This window comes from Paenibacillus oceani (assembly GCF_014705615.1).
Taxonomy (GTDB): Bacteria; Bacillota; Bacilli; order Paenibacillales; family NBRC-103111; genus Paenibacillus_AB; species Paenibacillus_AB oceani.
The window spans coordinates 19,922-38,989 of sequence record NZ_JACXJA010000038.1 but is presented as its reverse complement, the minus strand read 5'-3'; the positions used below and the strand labels follow the sequence as shown (position 1 = coordinate 38,989).

Here is a 19,068-nt window from a genome sequence, read left to right as displayed (position 1 = left end):
TAACCTTTATTTTTGAATCTGTTTCTCCAGTTCCTTCACCTTGTCCGATAAGCCTTGCTGGCTGCCGCTCCAGCCTTTGACATAATCGCCGAGCTGGGTCGTCGATACCGCTTTGTCCGTCGGGAGCTGATCGCGGGAGACAAATACCGGTTCCAGCACGACGCTGTCCGGCGTCGACTCGCCCAGAAACTTCTGATACAGGTAACGGGCTTGCACGCGGCCGATATCTTTCGGATCGACGGCGGCCGAGGCGATCCACGGTCCGTTTTTGTCTTGAATCATTTGCAGATCCTCATCGCTCAGGTCGATGCCGTATACTTTAATCTCCGTACGACCCGCCTGCTGGATAGCGCGGGATGCGCCTTTGGCAAACTCGTCCCATGCCGCCCATACTGCGGTGATATCGCCTTTGTTCGGATATTTCTTCAGAATCGCTTCCATCTGCGCCTGCGTATCGAGCGCCGTATTGTTCGTAGCCGCTCCGAATGCCGCGATTTCTTTAATATCTTTGTTTTTGTCCATAAACTCCTTGTACGCCAGTTGACGGCGTTCCATCGGAGCGAATCCGGCTACCCAGATTTTGACGATGCTGCCTTTGCCGCCGATATCTTGAGCCATCTTCTCCAGCGTGACCTTCGCCATCTGCTGGTCGCCTTGGGACAATACGGTAACGCCGGGCACTTTCAGATCGGTATCAAAAGCGACGACCGGAATTTTACGCTCCAGCGCCTTTTTCACTCCGGCTTCGAGCGCTTCCGGCTTGCCGTGGTCGATCAGGATGCCGTCGAACTTCTGGTTGACTGCCGCATCCAGGTTCGCGATCATTTTGTTCATATCGGTTTCGGCGCTGAATACGGTCACTTTGCCGCCCAGCTTCTCGACCTGCTCGGTTACACCCGCTATGTACTGAGCGGAGAACGTTCCTTGGTTAAATTCCATAATTAGTGCAATTTTCTTGCCGTTAAGCGATGGCTGCTCTCCGCCGCCCCCCGCATTCGTCGCCGATCCTGCAGGCTCCTGCTTGGTCGAGCACGCTGCCAGCATCATAGCCAGCACGACGGCCAGCACGACGGCGATGTAAGACTTTCTGTTTCTCATGGCCTGTTACCCCTCTCCGGTACTCCGTATCTGTGGACCGATTTCTGGAATGACGTACAGATCGGTCTGTATCCATCAATCCCAATCCACCAGATCGGAATTGATAGATAGTATAATAGCACCGTCCAACGCCGGCGTCAATCATTTTTCGACAATTTAACCTTCTATTCCAATTAAATTAGTGTGTTTTATTGGCGATTGTCACCCAAATGTTATTTTCCCGCTATCTTGCCCCTGCTTATCAGCGATTGTTTTGGCGCGCTCCGCCCTCTATACTTAATTGTACTATCGGGAAAAGAGAGGCTTGCCGCTATGGATGTATCGCATTTATCTCCATATACGAACAGCTCTCGATCACACCGCCCCAGCCGGCTGGGTGCTGCACGAGCGCGTCCTGTTCGACTACGAGCTGCTTTACGTAAAGGAAGGGCACATTATCGTGACGGTCGGCGATATTACCTACGAGGGCGTGCCCGGCGACATCTTTCTGTTCAAGCCCCGGGAGCGCCACTCGATTCGGCTTGCTCCGGGAAGTCCCGCGCTGCGCCAGCCTCATATTCATTTTGACCTGATCGAACGGCCGGACAGTCCCGAGGTGAAGATCAGCTTTAAGCCGATAGATCAGATGAGCGAACAGGAGCTGCGCTGGTTTCGCGACGACGTGTTGTCCTCGCCGCCCATGCAGTTGCCCAGCCGGGTCCGCCTGCGGAGCAGCGCCCTGTTTGAGTCGATGCTGCTCGGTATCGTGGACGGATACGAGCGGAAGCTGCCGTTTTATGAAACGAACGTGAAAGGGATGTCCATTCAGCTATGGACGCAGCTGATGCGCGAATTGTACTGGCAGGAGCACGAACATGTGCTGACCAATATGGAAGCGCTGCAAGCGGCCAAGCTGCATCTTTCCCGCAATCTGGACCGCCGCCTGTCCGTCGACGAGCTGGCTGCCGCATCTAATATGAGCAAATATTATTTCATCCGTTCCTTTAAAGGAGCCTTCGGCGTCCCTCCGATGAAATATTACCAGAGCAAACGAATCGAAAAAGCGAAGCAGCTTATCCAATTCACGACGCTGCCCGTTACCGAAATCGCGCAGCGGCTCGGCTACCCGGGCATTCATGCATTTAGCCGGGCCTTACGCATGGCGGAAGGGGTCGCTCCCACCTATTACAGGGGAAAGGACCGATAGTTCCGTGTGCCCGATTGCCGCTGGGCAACCGCCCTCTCCGCTTCCGCCCCGAAGACATATAGTGTAGTATCGTTTGCCGCAAAGGAGCTGGAACCAACATGAGGCCTGTCCCCTTTCCCTATACGCCGGCGCCCGCCTATAACATCTACGCCCGTCCCGTTGTCGTCTATCGCGACATTTATCACCCGTATGTGATTCGAATTCTTCATCCCGTTCCTTGCATGCCGCCTTCGGCCGGTACCGGCTGCTGCCGGGTATGCGGACGCGGCCGGACTTAAGAGACGGTTACCGCCTCGGAAAAAGAAAGTACGCCGCCTTACCATCAGCACGTTATCGTTGTATAAACCTCTTAAAGAGATTCTGCCGGAGTAAAACAATCCGGAGCATCTCTTTTTGTTTGGCGACATAGAAGTCCGATCCGTAAACAGCGAATAGTCTTTTTTAATATTTGTATTTATTTCCATAAATTCTATTAACAGCACTTTTATATTCCACTATTATCCATTATAATAACAGTATATACCTATAGTTGTAATATATTGTATGACAAATAATATCCATTATAGTTGCACAGGAGCGTCGTATGAGTTCAGACAGTTCCTTATCCTTTTCGACATTGGAGCGGGCTTCGCTGATCGTTTCGTCCAAACGGCTTCGCTCTTCGCAGGCCATCGTCCTGAAGCTCCGGTAGAATCGAACTAATACCGTTTGTGCACGTGTTGCCCAAGTTCGGACTGAAGGCGGCCCGGCCATCCTTGAAGCGGGTGTGTGTATATATGCATTTTCCGGTCACGCGTGATCCCAAAAACAATGACGAAATTGTATGGCTTGATATCAGCCAGGTCGTAAGTATACAAACCTGGGAACGTTCGGTCATCTTCCATACGCTGGATGGAGAATACTATCCCGTCTTGCCTAAAATATCGACGCTGGAGAAACATCTGGACCATTTTGGTTTCCGCAGGCTGGACCGGACGAACCTTGTCCACTTGTGCAAAATTCAATCTTTCGATGAAGAACGGTCAGTCGTTTTTTTTGAGGAACCGATTACCCCAGGCAGCAAATATTCGACTGTATCGCACGGCGAAAGAAGGCTGGTCAAGAAGGAGCTGGCCAACTGGAAACAGCTTGGGATCAAGCGGAAGCAGAAACAGCAGGAAGGAGGGTAGCCGTCATGACCTCCCTCCTGTTCCGTCATATGCGGTTAACCTCACCCTTTGGGATCGTCCGCAGGTTGCTCCTCTCTAAGTTCTCTACGGAGCACCTTCCCGATCATCGACTTGGGCAACGAATCGCGAAATTCGTAGATTCGCGGCACCTTGTACGCAGCCAGCTTGAGGCGGCAGTAGCTGTCCAGCTCCGATTCGGACACCTGAACGCCCGGTTTGCAGACGATAAACGCTTTCACCGTTTCCCCCCGGTATTCGTCGGGCACGCCGATAACGGCCGCTTCCAGCACGTCCGGATGCTCGAACAACACCTCCTCGACCTCCCTCGGGAAAATATTGAACCCTCCGGCAATAATCAGATCTTTCTTGCGATCGACAATATAAAAATAACCTTCTTCGTCCATATAAGCCATATCGCCAGTACGCAGCCACCCGTCCCCGACCGTAACAGCTGTCTCCTCGGGCTTGTTCCAATACCCTTTCATCACCTGCGGCCCTTTTAGAAGCAGTTCGCCGATCTGATTGGGGGGCAACGTATCGCCGGTGTCCATATCGACGATTTTGCTGTCGGTATCCGGCCACGGCAGTCCGATCGAACCGGTTTTGCGACGCTCCCAGATCGGATTCGCATGCGTTACCGGCGAGCATTCCGACAATCCGTAACCTTCGACCAGCCGCCCGCCCGTCAGCCTCTCGAATTGTTGCTGAACTTCCAGCGGCAGCGGCGCGGAACCGCTAATGCAGCAGCGAATCGAGGACAGCTTGTATTTGACTGCCGAGTCCGGGTGATGATTGATCGCGATATACATGGTCGGCGCTCCGGGAAATATCGTCGGTTTTTCGCGGTGGATCGTTTTTAGCAAATTTTCGACTTCAAACTTAGGAACCAGTACCATATTGGCGCCGATGGACAAGCCGAAATTCATACATACGGTCATCCCGTACACGTGAAATAACGGTACAGCCGCCAGCATGATTTCTTGTCCGGCATCGACCTTATACATCCAGCTTGCGCATTGGCGCGTATTGGCGGCCAAATTGGCGTGCGTCAGCATAACGCCCTTCGGTGCCCCGGTCGTTCCTCCCGTATACTGCAGCACGGCCACGTCCCGCTCCGGATCGACGGGATGGGTGACGGACTCCGGCTTCGCGGAGCGGAGCAGCCGGTGGAGGGTGAACAGTTGCTCCTGTTCGGCGTCGTACTTCGGCAAAGGTCCCTTCCGTTTCTGTACGAGCGGATACAGCGCTTTCTTCACCAGCGGCAGCTCATCGCGGATTCCTGTTACGATAATCCGCTTCAGGCCGGCCTTCTCGCGGATATTGCGGATTCGCGGCAGCAAGAGGTCCAGGCAAACGATCGTATCCGCCTGCGAATCGATGATGTGCCGAAGCAGCTCCCGTTCGACATGCAGCGGATTCAGCTGCACGACGGTCGCGCCGCCGAACAAAGCTCCATAGTAACAGATCACATACTGAGGCATATTCGGCAAAAGCAAAGCGACCCGGTCGCCCGGAACGACTCCAAGGCTGTGCAAGCCGTTAGCGAACCGGTACGATTGCTGCAGCAGCTCCTTGTACTTCGTCCGCTTGCCGAAAAACGTAACGGCCGGACGGTCCGGATACTGCTCCGCCGTCGTTTGCAACAGCGTCGTAATGGGAACGGACGGATAATCGAGCGTAGTCGGCACTTCTTGGGGGTAATAGTCATGCCACGGTCGCCGGTCCATGCATCATCCACCTTCCTGAACGCGGCGCTAAACCGCGCGGTTAGTACATGATATGGGCCAACGCCTGTTCAAGATGACGGAAAAGCTTCAACCATATTTCATACATTGTCCCCGGTTTACCGGTAATACCGGTCCATATCTGCGGCGATCTGGTCGGCCAGCGGGAATACGATCTCCTCGTTTTTGCGCAAATGCTCTTCCAGTATAAAAAGCGCCTGTTCGATTTGCCGCAGAAGCTCCCTCGTTTTCGGCTCCGGGCTAAACATTCCGATACTGCCGGATTGCTCGATATACGACTTTAAATATTGCATCGCCCACTCCCGCTCCAGATCCATCACCGACATCGGCCCCATCCTTTTACCGGTCAGTTCCGCAAGGAGCGGAAATACATAACGCTTCTCCCATTCCTCATGGCTTTGCAGACGCGCCATCAGCTCGCACACGTACGGCTTCATCTCGGCGATCCGGGCGCAGACCCGGCCGGGCTCTCCCTTCCCGCTCTTTTCCACCAATTGCCGAATCGACAAAATTTGAGCTTTCATCTCGCCCTGCTCCTCTTCCAGACGGTTAACCGCATCGCGAAACCGGACGCTGGGGTCGCAAAGCACCATCGTATGCTGGGTGTTCCTGTCCGTTATGAGTCGGCTCATCGCTGCATTCCTCCCGCTCCTGATCTATGCTTTTAGCATAACCGGTTTCAGCTTTTATGCCTGTAATCCGGATCACACTACTTTTTACGACAAAATATGCAGGTTTATATCGAAAAAAGTCGAAAATGCAATAACATTGGTGTATCTTTTAGGCTATAATGAGGATACATATGTTCTGCACCTGGGGTGATGGCTTGCACCTGAAATCACGGATTTTCTACCTCGTTATCGGATACGTTATTTTTATATTATTTTTTAACAATATTTTGTTCTATGTGACGACCAAGGAGACGCTTGTCGGGAATGTAGAAGAGCAGTCGGTTCATGCCGCCAGCAACTTGAGAAATTCGATCGACCAGTACAAGACCAGCGTGAAATATGTCGAGGACATAGTCGGCCAGCAGCTGCGGTTGGCCGCGATCGCCGCCAAGGAGCGGCTTTCCCCGCAGGCCGAGCATGTGACGAACGACGAGCTGGAGCAGATCAGCAAGGAGCTTGGGGTGTCGCATATCACGCTGCTTCAGAAGCAAGGAGACGATATTATCGGCGTCCGCTCGTCCGATTCCAAAGAAATCGGCATGAGTACGAAGAAGTGGGGATACTGGTATACCGCTTTCCTGCAATTGCTGGAGTCCAGAAACGTTACGATCCCGGAAGGGCAGAAGCTGCCCCATTATTGGTCGGGACCGATCGAACATGCCGATACCGATCCGAGCAAAATCGACAAATGGGGCTACTATTACGACGGGGATACAGACTACATCATCAATCCGTATGTGGAAGATATCCAGATCAAGCAGTATGACAGGCTGGCCGGTCCGGATCTTATCATGAAGAAAATGATCGAGGACAATCCTGGCATTTTGGAGATGACCGGTTTTAATTACAACCATTTCGGCAAGCCGCTAAAAGTATCCAAATCACAAAGCGGACAATATTTCGTATCGCTGTACGACCGTCCGATTCCGTTCGGTACGTATATGTACGAAGACCGCGACCGGGACATCGACAACGTCAGACAGGCGCTTGAACGGAATGAGCCGGTAACGTACACGACGGTCGTTCTAGGGAAAAAAGTGATCAAAAGTTATATCCCGGTGCCGTCGGACGCCGACAATCAACAGCTGGACTATCCTTACGTTATCGGAGTGGTATTCGATTACCATATGATCCGGGACGTGCTGGAAGAGCAGATTACGACGATGGCGGCGAGAATCGGATTTCTGACCGTATTAAGCCTCGTGCTGCTGTATTTCGTCTTCCGGATGATCGGCCGCAACAAGGACGAAGCGGTTCGCGTCACGCAGGAGGCTTACATCGACGAAGTGAACGACATGTTCACGACGATCCGCGGCCAGCGGCACGACTTCCTGAATCATGTGCAGACGATTCATACGTTTCTTCAGCTCAAAAAGTATGACGATCTGCACCGGTACACGGGAGAACTGATCGGGGACATCCGCCAGACGAACGATATTATTCAGATCGGCCATCCCGCGATCGCAGCGATCGTGCAATCCAAGCTCGTAACAGCAATGGACAAAAAAATCGATTTCAGGCACGAATTCGCTCCGTTCGGCAGCCTCAATCTGGGCGTCAAATCGGTCGATATCGTCAAAATTATCGGCAATCTGGTCGACAATGCGTTCGACGAAGTGACCTGGCTTCCGGTGCATGAGAGGTGGGTCGAGCTGCGCGGCTGGTACAACGCCGGCAACTTGTTCATCTCCGTCCGTAATCCCGGACGCGTGTTGGATGAGGAAGAACGACGCAAAATTTTTATGCCCGGCTACTCGACCAAAAACAGCGGCGACCATTCGGGGATCGGACTTGCCATCACCAAGGAGAGGGTCGGATCGTATAAAGGGACGATTACGGTGGAAAGCGATATCGGGCAAGGAACCACGTTTACCGTATGCATGCCGCTGCAGCGATTCGGAATCTAAACTGGCGGCCGTTTTGAACCAAGCTCCCGTTATCCGCAAGAACTCGCTTACCCTATACAAGCACAAAACGGACCTCCCAAGGTCCGTTTTTGTATGTCCGCTTAATCATCGAGTTTGCTCAGCTTCCGGTTGATCTCGTCCAGCATACGCTTCACCGATTCCGGGTCGCGCGCCCCTTCCCGTTTCCAGGCTCCGAGAATGCTCGCTGCATCGCCCGCCAGCTGTTCCGCATCCGCTCCGGCCCCTTCGATCGTCTCGGAAGGATCGAACCAGACATACTTTCCGTCCGGGCCGTTGCGGAGAAACGATCGCCGCCAATGATCCGGGTACGTATGCGGCTGTTCTCCGAACATCAGGCCAAGCACGTCGTCGCTCTCCAGCGGAAGCAGCTGATGGAACGACTCCTTCGTTCCGTCCGCGATCGTAAGATGCAAGTAGGCATAGTGCAAATAATGCTCGCCGGTCGCCGTATCTTTCACGATCTCGTACAGCTCCGTCCCCTCGCCGCCGCCGAGCTCCTTGATCGTCTGCAGCCTGTCCTGCAGCTCGTCCTGGGGGATCTGCTTCCGCTCGTTCCATGATTCCCTCATAAAGCCCGCTCCTCCTCCTTTCCTCCGGCTGCAAGTCTCCGTTGATCGGCCGATTGATGAAAATCCAGCTTCCTGCGGGGCAGCTTCCAGCCGTAATAGACCGATAACATCCGCATCGTCAAGATGACCGCAAATAATACAGCTGAACGGATCTGCCCGTCCATCCACCCGAATCCGAGCGAAATTCCCGCCAACATCGCCCATAACGCATAAATCTCATCCCGGAACACAAGCGGTTTTCGGCCTGCAAGCACGTCGCGGATCACGCCTCCCCCGATTCCGGTCACTACCGATGCGAAGATGACTACGCCTACGGGCAGCTCCATTCGGGCCGCGAATAATGCGCCTTGTATCGAAAAGGCGGCCAGCCCGACCGCATCGAAAAACGTGGCGATCGGCTGCCACTTGCGAATCCATACAGCCGGGAACAAATACAGCAGGAATATCGTCGCAAGCGCCGTGTTCAGCAGCAGCCCCTGCGACCATAAGGAGGTAATCGGTATCCCGATGAACAGGTTGCGGACGACTCCGCCGCCAAATGCAGCCGCCATTCCGAGCACGGCAACCCCGAAGATGTCGTATTCCTCCTCCATCGCGATAATCGCCCCGCTCGCGGCAAAGGCGACGATCCCCATCAAGCTTAGCACATCCCAGGTCAATGCCGTTCCTCCCCGCTTGCCGGCCGCCCGTTAAGACGAGCCCGAGCCCCAATAGTCTTTCTCCAGCGACCGCAGCTGCTCGATCGACTTGACCGCCCAAGCCTGCAGCTCCGGACGAGCCGGATAGCGGGCACGGTCGTACGAACCGTCCGCGACGCTTTGCATGGAAGCCATCAACTCTTCCCACGCGCTGCGGAGCGATTCGTCGTAAGACGGAACGTCGCCTTCATACGGCTGCACCGACGCAGCCGGAACCCACACTTTCTCCCGCTGGGCCGCCGCCTTCCGTTCGTGGAACAAAGTGACGTCGGCTTTATACCGGTTATGCAGATCGCCTTGCAGCGGATGCTGCAGCACGGCAATGATCTCGACCAGCACGCGGGGCGGCGACGATTCCAGCAGCTTGGCAATATATGCGCCCGTCCGGTGCTCTACAGTTACATAACGTTCAACGGATTCGTTCATCGCTTTTCATCCTCTCTTATTGGGGCTCCGGGAATAACGGCTGCAAGAAACGATATACGTTCTCGACCGACTCGAACGCATACAACTTGCGTACGACTGCGCCGTTATCCAGATGGATCAGGCAAGGTACGCTTTCCACCCGCCATTCTTGAATCAGCTGCGGTGTCGTATTCACGTTCGCCTGCTCGATCGGGTAATCCGGCCGCATCGTCCCGACCACGTCGAGCATCCGGCTCCCTACCTTGCATGTGCCGCATAACGGCGTATACAAAAAAACGGCGAACGCCTCTCCAGCGTTTAGCCGTCCTCTCAGCTCCGATTCCGACCGCTCGATCATCCGTTATTCCTCCAGGTTGTAAGGTTCCAGCTGCCGCAGCGTTCGCAGGGTGTGCTCCAACAGGTCGGGAATATCTTCAATTTGTCCTTCCCCGATTTTCCGGTCGAAATGTACGCCGATCTCGTTCAGACAGCGGGAACCGTCATCCCCGTACCGGTAGGATAACGTCTGGACGATGGTCGGATTCGTTTCCCACAGCTGCTGCAAAATGTCTTGAATGTTGCGGCATGCGCTCTCCGGGTTGCGCAAAGGAAGCGAGAAGACGACGTCCAGCTTGCAGCCGGGCAAGGCGTTTTTCCATTCCATCTTCTCTCCGGCCAGGTCGACGAGTCCTGCGGACAAGCGAATCTCGGCCGTACTCCTGCTGTCCTTCAATCGGTAGCGGATGATATAACATCTTGACATCACCGCGAGATCAATCAGGTCGGAACGATGCGTAACGACGATTTGCCCTTCCAAATCGAGATCGTACACCGCCCCTTCAATGACAACCTTTAAATTTTCGTATATCGTCGGATCAAACATGCGCTCCCTCCTGACGGGTGATGTGCGGCGGACGCGGCCGGCGCGGTTCCTTGTAACGGATATAATACGACACGGCGCCGGCACAACCCTTTTGCTCCGCATAAATTTCCGGCTGGACATGAAAGACGGGAGACCGGCGTGATGCCGTCCCCCGTCCTGTATGTCAGGCATATAAAGATTCGCGCAGCCTTTTGATATCCTCGTTGTTCAGGTACTCTTCGTACGTCATTTGCCGGTCGATGAGCCCTTTTGGAGTAATCTCGATAATCCGGTTGGCGATCGTCTGGATGAACTGCCAGTCGTGAGAGACGAACAGCATGCTTCCGTCGAAATCGATCAGACCGTTGTTAAGCGCGGTGATGGACTCCAAGTCCAAGTGGTTCGTAGGCTCGTCGAGCATCAGCACGTTGGCGCCGCTCAGCATCGCTTTGGACAGCATGCAGCGCACTTTTTCTCCCCCGGAGAGAACGGACGCTTTCTTCTGCGATTCTTCGCCCGAGAACAGCATGCGTCCCAGGAAGCCGCGAATGAACGTTTCATCCGGATCTTTGGAATATTGGCGCAGCCATTCGACGAGATTCATTTCCACCCCTTCGAAGTAAGGCGCGTTATCTTTTGGAAAATACGCTTGAGTGGTCGTAACGCCCCATGCGAATTCGCCTTGATCCGCTTCCATTTCACCGGCAAGGATTTGGAACAATACCGTCTTGGCCGCTCCGTTCGGGCCGATTAAGGCGATCTTGTCGCCTTTGTTGACAACGAAGCTGATATTGTCAAGCAGCTTCTCGCCATCAACCGTTTTGCTCAGGCGATCGACCGACAAAATGTTTTTGCCCGCTTCCCGCTCCGGCTTGAAGTTGATAAACGGATATTTGCGGTTCGACGGCCTGATATCTTCCAGCGTAAGCTTCTCGAGCTGCTTTTTCCGCGAGGTCGCCTGCTTGGACTTGGAAGCGTTGGCGCTAAACCGCGCGATAAACGTCTCCAGCTCCTTGCGCTTCTCATCTGTCTTTTTGTTCGCATCTCTGATCAGCTTAAGCGCCAGCTGGCTCGATTCATACCAGAAATCATAGTTGCCGACGTAAAGCTGAATTTTGCCAAAGTCGATATCGGCGATATGCGTACACACTTCGTTCAGGAAGTGCCGGTCATGGGATACCACGATAACGGTGCCTTCAAAGCGACCCAGGAAATTAACAAGCCAATTGATCGACTCAATGTCCAAATGGTTCGTAGGCTCGTCGAGCAGCAAGTTTTGCGGATTGCCGAACAACGCTTGCGCCAGCAGCACGCGTACTTTCTCATTGCCGTCGAGCTCTTTCATTTGCTTCTCATGCAGATCCGTACCGATTCCAAGACCGAGCAGAAGCGAAGCGGCATCGGCTTCAGCTTCCCAGCCGTTCAGTTCCTGGAACTCGCCTTCAAGCTCGGCGGCCCGCATGCCGTCCTCTTCGGAGAAGTCCGGCTTGGCATACAGGGAGTCCTTCTCTTCCATAATGGCGAACAGCTCGCGATGACCCATAATAACCGTTTTCAAAACTTGAATTTCGTCAAATTCGAAATGGTTCTGCTTCAGTACAGCGAGTCTCTCGCCCGGCGTTATGAACACTTCACCGCTGTTAGGCTCGATTTCACCGGACAAGATTTTAAGAAATGTCGATTTGCCTGCGCCGTTCGCCCCGATCAATCCGTAGCAATTACCGGGGGTGAACTTTATGTTAACGTCTTCGAATAAGGCGCGTTTTCCGTAACGGAGAGTTACGTTACTAGTGCTGATCATAAAAACAACAACCTTCCCTTCCATACTATTCTGGCCGTCAACTTCTTACTATAGCATAATTTGCCTCAGCTTCAAAGCATTTCGTCGCTTCCTTGCCGCGTTATAAGCCGGAAAAATGAACTTGGGAGGGGAAAGCTGCGAAGATGGGACACAATCGCCCCAAAAGCGGATCGTTCTCTTACAAACAGAGGCAGCATGCTCTTCTACGAACGATGGGGATTCATAGAGCGCATAGGGATGATGCGGGTTTTTGGCATGCTTTCAAACCGAACAGAAATGAAATGCAGCTGATTTTGGTTACTGCCCGCGATTTGGTGAAATCCTGTAGAAAGGAGCGAAACCAGATACAGCTTCTAAGGATTGGAGGGAGTAGCAGCTCATGAGCGACGAAGGAAATAAACAGCTGATTACCGGCAAAAGCATCATCCTTCGACTGGAAATCGATACGAACCGGATTCGTTTCAGCGATATTGTCACCGCGATAACCGATGAAGGCGGAGATTTGGTCGCGATCGACGTCATTCAGACGAAGCAGGAGCTGTCGATCCGGGACTTGACCGTAAATGTCGCGGATACGCTGTACACGTCCAAAATCGTAGATAAAGTGAAACAGCTTGGCGGTGTAAAGCTGGTTAACGTATCGGACCGGACCTTCCTGCTGCATCTCGGTGGGAAAATCGAGACCAAGCTGAAAACGCCGATCCAAAACCGCGACGATTTGTCCCGCGTCTATACGCCCGATGTCGCCCGCGTCTGCATGGCGATTCATGAAGAGCCACGCAAAGCTTACACGCTGACGATCAAACGGAACACGGTAGCGGTCATCTCCGACGGAAGCGCCGTCCTCGGGCTCGGCAATATCGGTCCGCACGCCGCCATGCCGGTAATGGAAGGCAAAGCGATGCTGTTTAAACAGCTTGCCGACGTCGATGCGTTCCCGATCTGTCTGAATACGCAGGATACGGAAGAGATGATCCGGACCATTATTGCTATCGCTCCGGCGTTCGGCGGCATTAATCTGGAAGACATCTCGTCTCCGCGGTGCTTCGAGATCGAAGAGCGATTAAAGCAGGCGCTCGATATCCCGGTCTTTCACGACGATCAGCACGGAACCGCCGTCGTGTTGTACGCCAGCCTGATCAGCGCTCTGAAGCTGGTCGGAAAATCGATCGATTCGGTTAAAGTTGTCGTGTGCGGTATAGGCGCGGCAGGAATCGCCTGCAGTAAAATATTGCTCGCCGCAGGCGTCAAGGAATTGATCGGGGTCGACCGGGAAGGCGCTTTGGCAGCCGGCCATACGTACGGCAATCCGATGTGGAACTGGTATGCGGAGCATACGAATCCGAACCGTGTAACCGGCAGCTTGAGCCGTGTGCTCGCCGGAGCCGATGTATTTATCGGCGTATCCGCCGCCGGTTTATTGAAACGGGAAGATGTCCGGAGCATGGCCGCAAATCCGATCGTGTTCGCGATGGCTAACCCGAACCCCGAAATCAATCCCGAGGAAATCGAAGATATCGCCGCCGTTGTAGCGACCGGGCGTTCCGATTACCCGAACCAGATCAATAACGTCCTCTGCTTCCCCGGGATGTTCCGGGGCGCTCTGGATTGCCGGGCCCAGACGATCAATGAAGAAATGAAGCTGGCCGCCGCCGAAGCGATCGCCTCTGTCATCTCGGATGAGGAGCGGAACAAGCTGTACATTATTCCAAGCGTGTTCAACCAGAAGGTCGCCAAGCTGATTCGCGACAAAGTGGTCGAAGCGGCGATCCGGACAGGCGTTGCGAGACGAATTCCGCGCGAATACCGGTAATCTGAAATTCCGTCAGGCGAAGCGGAGTCCTGGATAAGGATCGTATAGCAACATACATTATATCGGCAATTCGGATGATTGGCCTCGTCCTGAGGAGTCGAGTTCCGGAGTCCCTTTTGCCGGGCAACTGCCACATAGCTGAATCGTATCGTATCGTATAATGCTTTCCATTAGCAGGCTTCTCCAACATCGGGATGCGGGAGGTCTGCTTTTTGTCGTCCAATTTGTTGCGGGAATAGACACAAACATTTTCATTATCCGTGGAGGCCGCTTTTTTCATTTTTCATCAAACCTTTCCCCGGTCTGCCCCGTCTTTTCTCTGTCATGTTATTACACGGTGTGGGATACAGCCGAGCAGCAGGAGGATACATACGATGATCAAAGAACAAGGCGAAGGCAAAAGCCGCTACATGCCCGGTCTTGACGGGCTGCGGGCCCTATCCGTCCTGGCCGTTATTGCCTACCATATGAATGTATCCTGGGCTCCCGGGGGATTGCTGGGCGTTGCCGTTTTTTTCACGTTGTCCGGTTATCTGATTACCGATCAATTAGTCGCACAATGGCAAACCACGAAACGAATCGATTTCGCCGGCTTTTGGATGAGGCGTATCCGCAGACTGATGCCGGCAATGTTTGTTATGCTGGCGGTCGTCGGAGCTTGGCTGCTGCTGTTTGACCGCGGACGTCTGGCCTCGCTCCAGGGAGATTTCGTATCCGTCGCCTTGTATTTCAACAATTGGTGGCTGATCTTCCACCAAGTCTCTTACTTTGAAAGCTTCGGTCCTCCGTCGCCGCTCGGGCATCTTTGGTCGATCGCGATCGAAGAGCAATTTTACTTGATTTGGCCGATCTTGTTGTTGGTTTTACTGCGTGTTACGAAACAGCGCGGCAAGCTGATGATCTTCATTTTGCTGGGAGCGGCCGCTTCGACGATAGCTATGGCAATGATCTATGTGCCCGGAAGCGATCCGAGCCGGGTCTACTACGGGACGGACACCCGGGCGTTCGCTTTGCTGATTGGCGCAGCGCTGGCGGTTGCCTGGCCGAGCAGAAGCTTATCCGCAGCCGTTTCGGATAAATCCCGTTTGGTTCTTGACATACTGGGCGGAGCCGGCTTGCTGGCAATCGTCTGGCTGATTTGGAAAACCAATGAATACGATTCCTTGTTGTATCACGGAGGATTGGCGCTTTTTTCGGTATTAACGGCAGTTGTTACAGCCGTACTCGCTCATCCTGCCAGCCGGGTCGCCAAGGTGATGGGAAGCAAGCCGCTACGCTGGATCGGCGTACGCTCCTACAGCCTTTATTTATGGCACTTTCCGGTTATGATCCTTATGAGTCCGTCAGGCAGCGCAGATGATGCCCATGCGGGCCGAGCGATAGCTCAGATCGCGCTGAGCCTGCTGCTGGCCGCATTATCCTAGACGTACATTGAGGAACCGATCCGGCGAGGCTCACGGACGCCTTTCCGGGGAAAAATACAAGGCTGGTCGCCATTCCAGTACCGAAATAAACGCGCCATATCGGCGTTCGCCCTCATGCTGTTCCTTATCTCCGGCTATAGCAGCCTGAACGCCGACAAACCTGCCGATCCTTCGCCGGCAATAATCGATACTAGTTCAAACGGACAAGAAGGTACAACCGTACCTGTTACAGATCCCGGGATACCGGCCGTCGTCATACCCGAGGCTCCGATGCCAATGGAACCGCAACCCAAAAGTGAGGAAAGCTCGAAGCCCGCGACTAATGGCGGAATTACGGCAATCGGCGATTCCGTCCTGCTCGACGCTGCGCCGCATCTGGAGAAGCTCCTTCCCGGCATCGTGATTGACGGCAAAGTCGGCAGACAGATGTATCAGGCCTTGGATGTCGTCGCCCAGTTGAAAGCGGAAGGAAAGCTGGGAGATCGAGTTGTCATCGAGCTCGGAACGAATGGCGCTTTCTCCAGCAAGCAGCTGCACGAGCTGCTGTCTTCGCTTCAGGATGCGCGGAAAATCGTATTGATCAATACGCGCGTACCTAGAAAGTGGCAAGATACGGTCAACTCCACCCTGCAGGAAGTCGCCGACGAATATTCCAATACCGAGATCATGGACTGGTATTCTGCCAGCAAAGAAAAACAATCGTACTTTGCGGACGACGGCGTTCATCTGAAGCGGGAGGGCGCCGAATCTTACGCTTCACTGCTGAATAAATCTTTACAGGGCGGATAACGTAAGCAGAAAGGCATACGGAAATTCCGACCATCGCTCCGAAATTGCATGATTCGCCATCGAACGGGGAACCTTATGGATGAAACGGAGGCGATCCTGTTGAACAAAGGCCAACAAATTGCAAAACTGCAACAATACGCGGAAGCTAAAATTGCGATTCAAGCCGTTGAGGATAAGCAGGCTTACGCGTCAAGCCGGGTCACGGAAGATGAGGGCGCTCATGAAACGCCGAATCAAGGCCAGCCGGACAGAGGGTACGACAAGCTTTAGCGACAACTGGAACAACTGAAATACCATATCGGCGCGATGACAGCCTTAGTACGGCATTAACACCGGACTAAGGCTTCGTCGCCGATGTGTTCAGAGGGAAGGAACCTGGAACCTGTATACTTACATATACGTTGGCATTGTGCATCTTTGGCTTCCGCGGCCATACGGAATCCGACGTCCGACCGGCCGCCGTCAAACGGCGCAACCGCGCTCCCCGCTCCCCTGCCTATAACAGATCGCCGCTGACCCTCCGATCTTCTTCATCTTTATGTTCCCACAGACTTGCCGACAAATACGAATCGGGTGTGTACGATTTGCAAAGAATCCCCTTCCGCCAGCGGATACCATTTGTAAGGAACCATCGGCTCGTTGTTCCATAACGTACCGTTTTTGGAACCCAGGTCTTTGGCGTAATAAGATGCTCGCTCACACACGATCTCCGCATGCAGCTTCGAAACGCCCGCCGTATCTTCCGTAAAATCTGCAGCACCCGCGTCGCGGCCGATTACAAACCGTTCGGACTTCAGCGGGACCCGCTGCACCGTTCCGGCTTTGTGCACCTCCAGTTCGTCATATTGCGACTGGTCCGGCTCGACCTCCACATGAAGTCCGTTCCCTTCCGGACGAAGCAATACAGTCGCATCCGGAGCGCGAAGCAGCGTAGTAGGTTCGGCGGCTGCGGCTGCTTCCTGCCGCCCGTATAAGCCGGAAAAAGGTTCATTTTGCTCCGGATTCGGATGTCCGGAATAGGAGCCAGCTGACGCTGGAACAGCGGAAGTGCTGCTGCGCGGCGGCAAACGCTCCTCTTTTTTCCTTGGAGGCATATATCCGGTTAACCCGGTCATCTCCCGCTCCTCCATCGCTTGATAAGACTGGGCGATCGCATGAAGCTTGCCTTTACCGGGCCAGCCCGGGCGCAGCAAAACAAACACGAATATCGCATCAAGCAGCAGAACGGTTAACCCCGCCCATACGATGAGCGCTCCTTCCGGAGCTTCCGCCGGATAAAAGCTCCATAAGAGCAGCAGCACCGCTCCCGCACCGGCTCCCGCCAACAGCCTTTGACGCGGGGCCAGCGGCCTGCCTTCCACCGCTGCCTCTGCAGACCGGATCGCGGGATCGGACTTCGCCAGCTCCTCTTCGATCCCCTCTAATCCGCTCCATATTGGAAAGGGATGGGATGATCCGCCGCGATCGGTAGCCGCGGAATCGGCTCTGACTCCTATCCAGGACGGAATGTTCAGCGGTTCCGCGTCGGGTTCCGATAACCCGTCGGATCTTCCGGCATTCGGCGGACCACTCACTCTCGCTTCCGATCTTCCGGCATTCGGCGGACCCCCTCCCATGGCGGCTGCTCTCCGATCCGTATGGGCGGGTGTTGCAGTGAGACCAGGCTCGGGATCGAGGGGGGAAAGTTGCGGTTTGGCGCCCGGAGCCGTCTGCACCGGATCGAGATACGAGCTGAGCTGTTTTTTGAGCTCATGAAATTCGAACCGTTCACGGCGCAGCACGGACATCAGTGCGGAAAACTCGCTCCCTTCAATCCTGTCGATACAGCCCGACAGTCGCAGCGCCAGTTCCTTAAATTGTTCCCGTACCGGCGGCTTGGCACCTGGGAGCACCGCATCAGCTGCGGCTACCGGCACATAGACGATTTTCAGCTCATCGGGCGATTCCGGGCAGACGAACAGGAAATCCTCATGAAGCCAATAACCCTCTTCGCGCAGCATATAGATTTTGCTGTCATCGATGATTTTCGCGCACTGGAGCAGCAGCCTGTAATAAGTCTGAAGCGCCAGCTTCTCCGACTTCATACACTGGGACAACATTTTGTAACCGGTAATATCGTAGCGAAACCGGATCTGCAGATCGATTTCTTCAATCTCCAGCGGAAGCAGCCCGGGGATATCGTTGGACTCCAGCATACGCCGCCCGATTCGTTCCAGATCATCATAGCGGATCGGCTGCACGCCCGATAAGACGAGACAGATTCCTCTGTGCCGGACGAAATCAAAATTGAAGCCGTACCATGTTCGTTCCATCACAATCTCCTCTTTATAACGACGGGTTGCAATAAGTAGCAGTGAATATCATCGCCGGCAGCACGGCATACATAAACGGAAAGGTGGCCGCCGACTTCTTGTAACTGACAATCCCCTTCATATCGCGAAACAGCAGCAAATTGAACAACAGCGCTCCCGTACTCCGAAGCCGCAGCACGAACTGCTTGCGTACAGCGATAAGCACGAGCCCGATCACCGCCGCGAACAGGATCGAGTTCAGCGCTCCGTTTATGACGAATTCGCCGCCCGCCATAGCACCGATGGCGCCAAACAGCTTGACGTCTCCGGCACCGACCGCGCCGAATAGATACAGCGCCAGCATGATGCCGAAGCCTGCGGCGAAACCAAACAACGATCCGGCTAATCCGTCCCAGCCTCCGGTTGCTGCGTGATACCCTACACCGGCCGCAATTCCGGCTACCGTATACCGGTTAGGAATTTTACTTTGCTTGACATCATGGTAAAACGACACCAGAATTAAAGCGGCCAGTCCCGCAACGACCACCATCCTTCATTTCCCCCATTCCCGAATCGGAACTCCACCTGCACATCAACACCCCGGAACGTGAACGTACAG

The 19,068-nt window shown here is 54.1% G+C and carries 19 protein-coding genes; 8 read left to right on the top strand and 11 right to left on the bottom strand.

The features are described 5' to 3' along the window. Positions 1–6 precede the first annotated feature (6 nt). Positions 7–1,098: a sugar ABC transporter substrate-binding protein gene (locus tag IDH45_RS24555; RefSeq protein ID WP_190930781.1), complete on the bottom strand. Its 1,092-nt coding sequence runs from the start codon at positions 1,096–1,098 to the stop codon at positions 7–9. Positions 1,099–1,414: 316 nt separating this feature from the next. Between IDH45_RS24555 and IDH45_RS24550 the strand changes: the two genes are divergently transcribed. From IDH45_RS24550 to IDH45_RS24540, 3 genes are all read left to right on the top strand, one after another. After that, positions 1,415–2,284: an AraC family transcriptional regulator gene (locus IDH45_RS24550; protein WP_190930780.1), complete on the top strand. Its 870-nt coding sequence runs from the start codon at positions 1,415–1,417 to the stop codon at positions 2,282–2,284. 98 nt (positions 2,285–2,382) lie between these two features. Further along, positions 2,383–2,562: a hypothetical protein gene (locus tag IDH45_RS24545; RefSeq protein ID WP_190930779.1), complete on the top strand. Its 180-nt coding sequence runs from the start codon at positions 2,383–2,385 to the stop codon at positions 2,560–2,562. A 498-nt stretch (positions 2,563–3,060) separates the two neighbouring features. Then, the gene (locus tag IDH45_RS24540; RefSeq protein WP_190930778.1) at positions 3,061–3,453 is read left to right on the top strand and encodes a LytTR family transcriptional regulator DNA-binding domain-containing protein; all 393 of its coding nucleotides are present in this window, start codon (positions 3,061–3,063) and stop codon (positions 3,451–3,453) included. Between the two features lie 41 nt (positions 3,454–3,494). Here IDH45_RS24540 and IDH45_RS24535 read toward each other — a convergent pair whose 3' ends face one another. Then, complete coding sequence (locus IDH45_RS24535; protein ID WP_190930777.1) at positions 3,495–5,180, bottom strand: long-chain-fatty-acid--CoA ligase; 1,686 nt, start codon at positions 5,178–5,180, stop codon at positions 3,495–3,497. A gap of 116 nt (positions 5,181–5,296) precedes the next feature. After that, positions 5,297–5,830 (bottom strand): hemerythrin domain-containing protein, encoded by a 534-nt coding sequence (locus IDH45_RS24530; RefSeq protein ID WP_190930776.1) that lies wholly within the window; start codon positions 5,828–5,830, stop codon positions 5,297–5,299. Between the two features lie 194 nt (positions 5,831–6,024). On the opposite strand from IDH45_RS24530, the gene IDH45_RS24525 reads away from it, so the two are divergent. After that, positions 6,025–7,776 carry a sensor histidine kinase gene (locus IDH45_RS24525; RefSeq protein WP_190930775.1) on the top strand — a complete coding sequence of 584 codons (1,752 nt, stop codon included), beginning with the start codon at positions 6,025–6,027 and terminating at the stop codon, positions 7,774–7,776. Between the two features lie 101 nt (positions 7,777–7,877). Here IDH45_RS24525 and IDH45_RS24520 read toward each other — a convergent pair whose 3' ends face one another. From IDH45_RS24520 to IDH45_RS24495, 6 genes are all read right to left on the bottom strand, one after another. Further along, positions 7,878–8,366 (bottom strand): hypothetical protein, encoded by a 489-nt coding sequence (locus tag IDH45_RS24520; protein WP_190930774.1) that lies wholly within the window; start codon positions 8,364–8,366, stop codon positions 7,878–7,880. After that, on the bottom strand, positions 8,363–9,025 hold the full coding sequence (locus IDH45_RS24515; RefSeq protein ID WP_223836929.1) for a trimeric intracellular cation channel family protein: 663 nt from the start codon (positions 9,023–9,025) through the stop codon (positions 8,363–8,365). Before IDH45_RS24515 ends, IDH45_RS24520 begins: the two co-directional genes overlap by 4 nt. A gap of 30 nt (positions 9,026–9,055) precedes the next feature. After that, entirely contained in the window at positions 9,056–9,490 is a 435-nt protein-coding gene (gene kapB / locus IDH45_RS24510; RefSeq protein WP_190930773.1) for a sporulation phosphorelay system protein KapB, read from the bottom strand. Between the two features lie 16 nt (positions 9,491–9,506). After that, positions 9,507–9,827 (bottom strand): thioredoxin family protein, encoded by a 321-nt coding sequence (locus tag IDH45_RS24505; RefSeq protein ID WP_190930772.1) that lies wholly within the window; start codon positions 9,825–9,827, stop codon positions 9,507–9,509. 3 nt (positions 9,828–9,830) lie between these two features. After that, positions 9,831–10,352: a hypothetical protein gene (locus IDH45_RS24500; protein WP_190930771.1), complete on the bottom strand. Its 522-nt coding sequence runs from the start codon at positions 10,350–10,352 to the stop codon at positions 9,831–9,833. A gap of 163 nt (positions 10,353–10,515) precedes the next feature. Next, positions 10,516–12,132: an ABC-F family ATP-binding cassette domain-containing protein gene (locus IDH45_RS24495; protein WP_190930770.1), complete on the bottom strand. Its 1,617-nt coding sequence runs from the start codon at positions 12,130–12,132 to the stop codon at positions 10,516–10,518. A 379-nt stretch (positions 12,133–12,511) separates the two neighbouring features. Here IDH45_RS24495 and IDH45_RS24490 point away from each other — a divergent pair, with 379 nt between their 5' ends. The 4 genes from IDH45_RS24490 (at position 12,512) to IDH45_RS24480 (ending at position 16,428) form a co-directional block, all read left to right on the top strand. Then, entirely contained in the window at positions 12,512–13,945 is a 1,434-nt protein-coding gene (locus tag IDH45_RS24490) for an NAD-dependent malic enzyme (RefSeq protein ID WP_190930769.1), read from the top strand. Between the two features lie 374 nt (positions 13,946–14,319). Continuing rightward, a complete protein-coding gene (locus IDH45_RS35075) occupies positions 14,320–15,369 on the top strand; it encodes an acyltransferase family protein (RefSeq protein WP_317891280.1) in 1,050 nt (349 codons plus the stop codon). 276 nt (positions 15,370–15,645) lie between these two features. Next, a complete protein-coding gene (locus tag IDH45_RS35070) occupies positions 15,646–16,158 on the top strand; it encodes an SGNH/GDSL hydrolase family protein (RefSeq protein ID WP_317891279.1) in 513 nt (170 codons plus the stop codon). 75 nt (positions 16,159–16,233) lie between these two features. After that, positions 16,234–16,428: a hypothetical protein gene (locus IDH45_RS24480; protein ID WP_190930768.1), complete on the top strand. Its 195-nt coding sequence runs from the start codon at positions 16,234–16,236 to the stop codon at positions 16,426–16,428. Positions 16,429–16,694: 266 nt separating this feature from the next. Here the strand turns inward: IDH45_RS24480 and IDH45_RS24475 are convergent, their stop codons facing one another. Together IDH45_RS24475 and IDH45_RS24470 are read right to left on the bottom strand one after the other, a co-directional pair. Further along, positions 16,695–18,470, bottom strand: coding sequence for a DUF6382 domain-containing protein (locus IDH45_RS24475; protein ID WP_190930767.1), 1,776 nt, complete (start codon positions 18,468–18,470; stop codon positions 16,695–16,697). A 13-nt stretch (positions 18,471–18,483) separates the two neighbouring features. After that, positions 18,484–18,999 carry an A24 family peptidase gene (locus IDH45_RS24470; RefSeq protein WP_190930766.1) on the bottom strand — a complete coding sequence of 172 codons (516 nt, stop codon included), beginning with the start codon at positions 18,997–18,999 and terminating at the stop codon, positions 18,484–18,486. Positions 19,000–19,068: the final 69 nt, after the last annotated feature.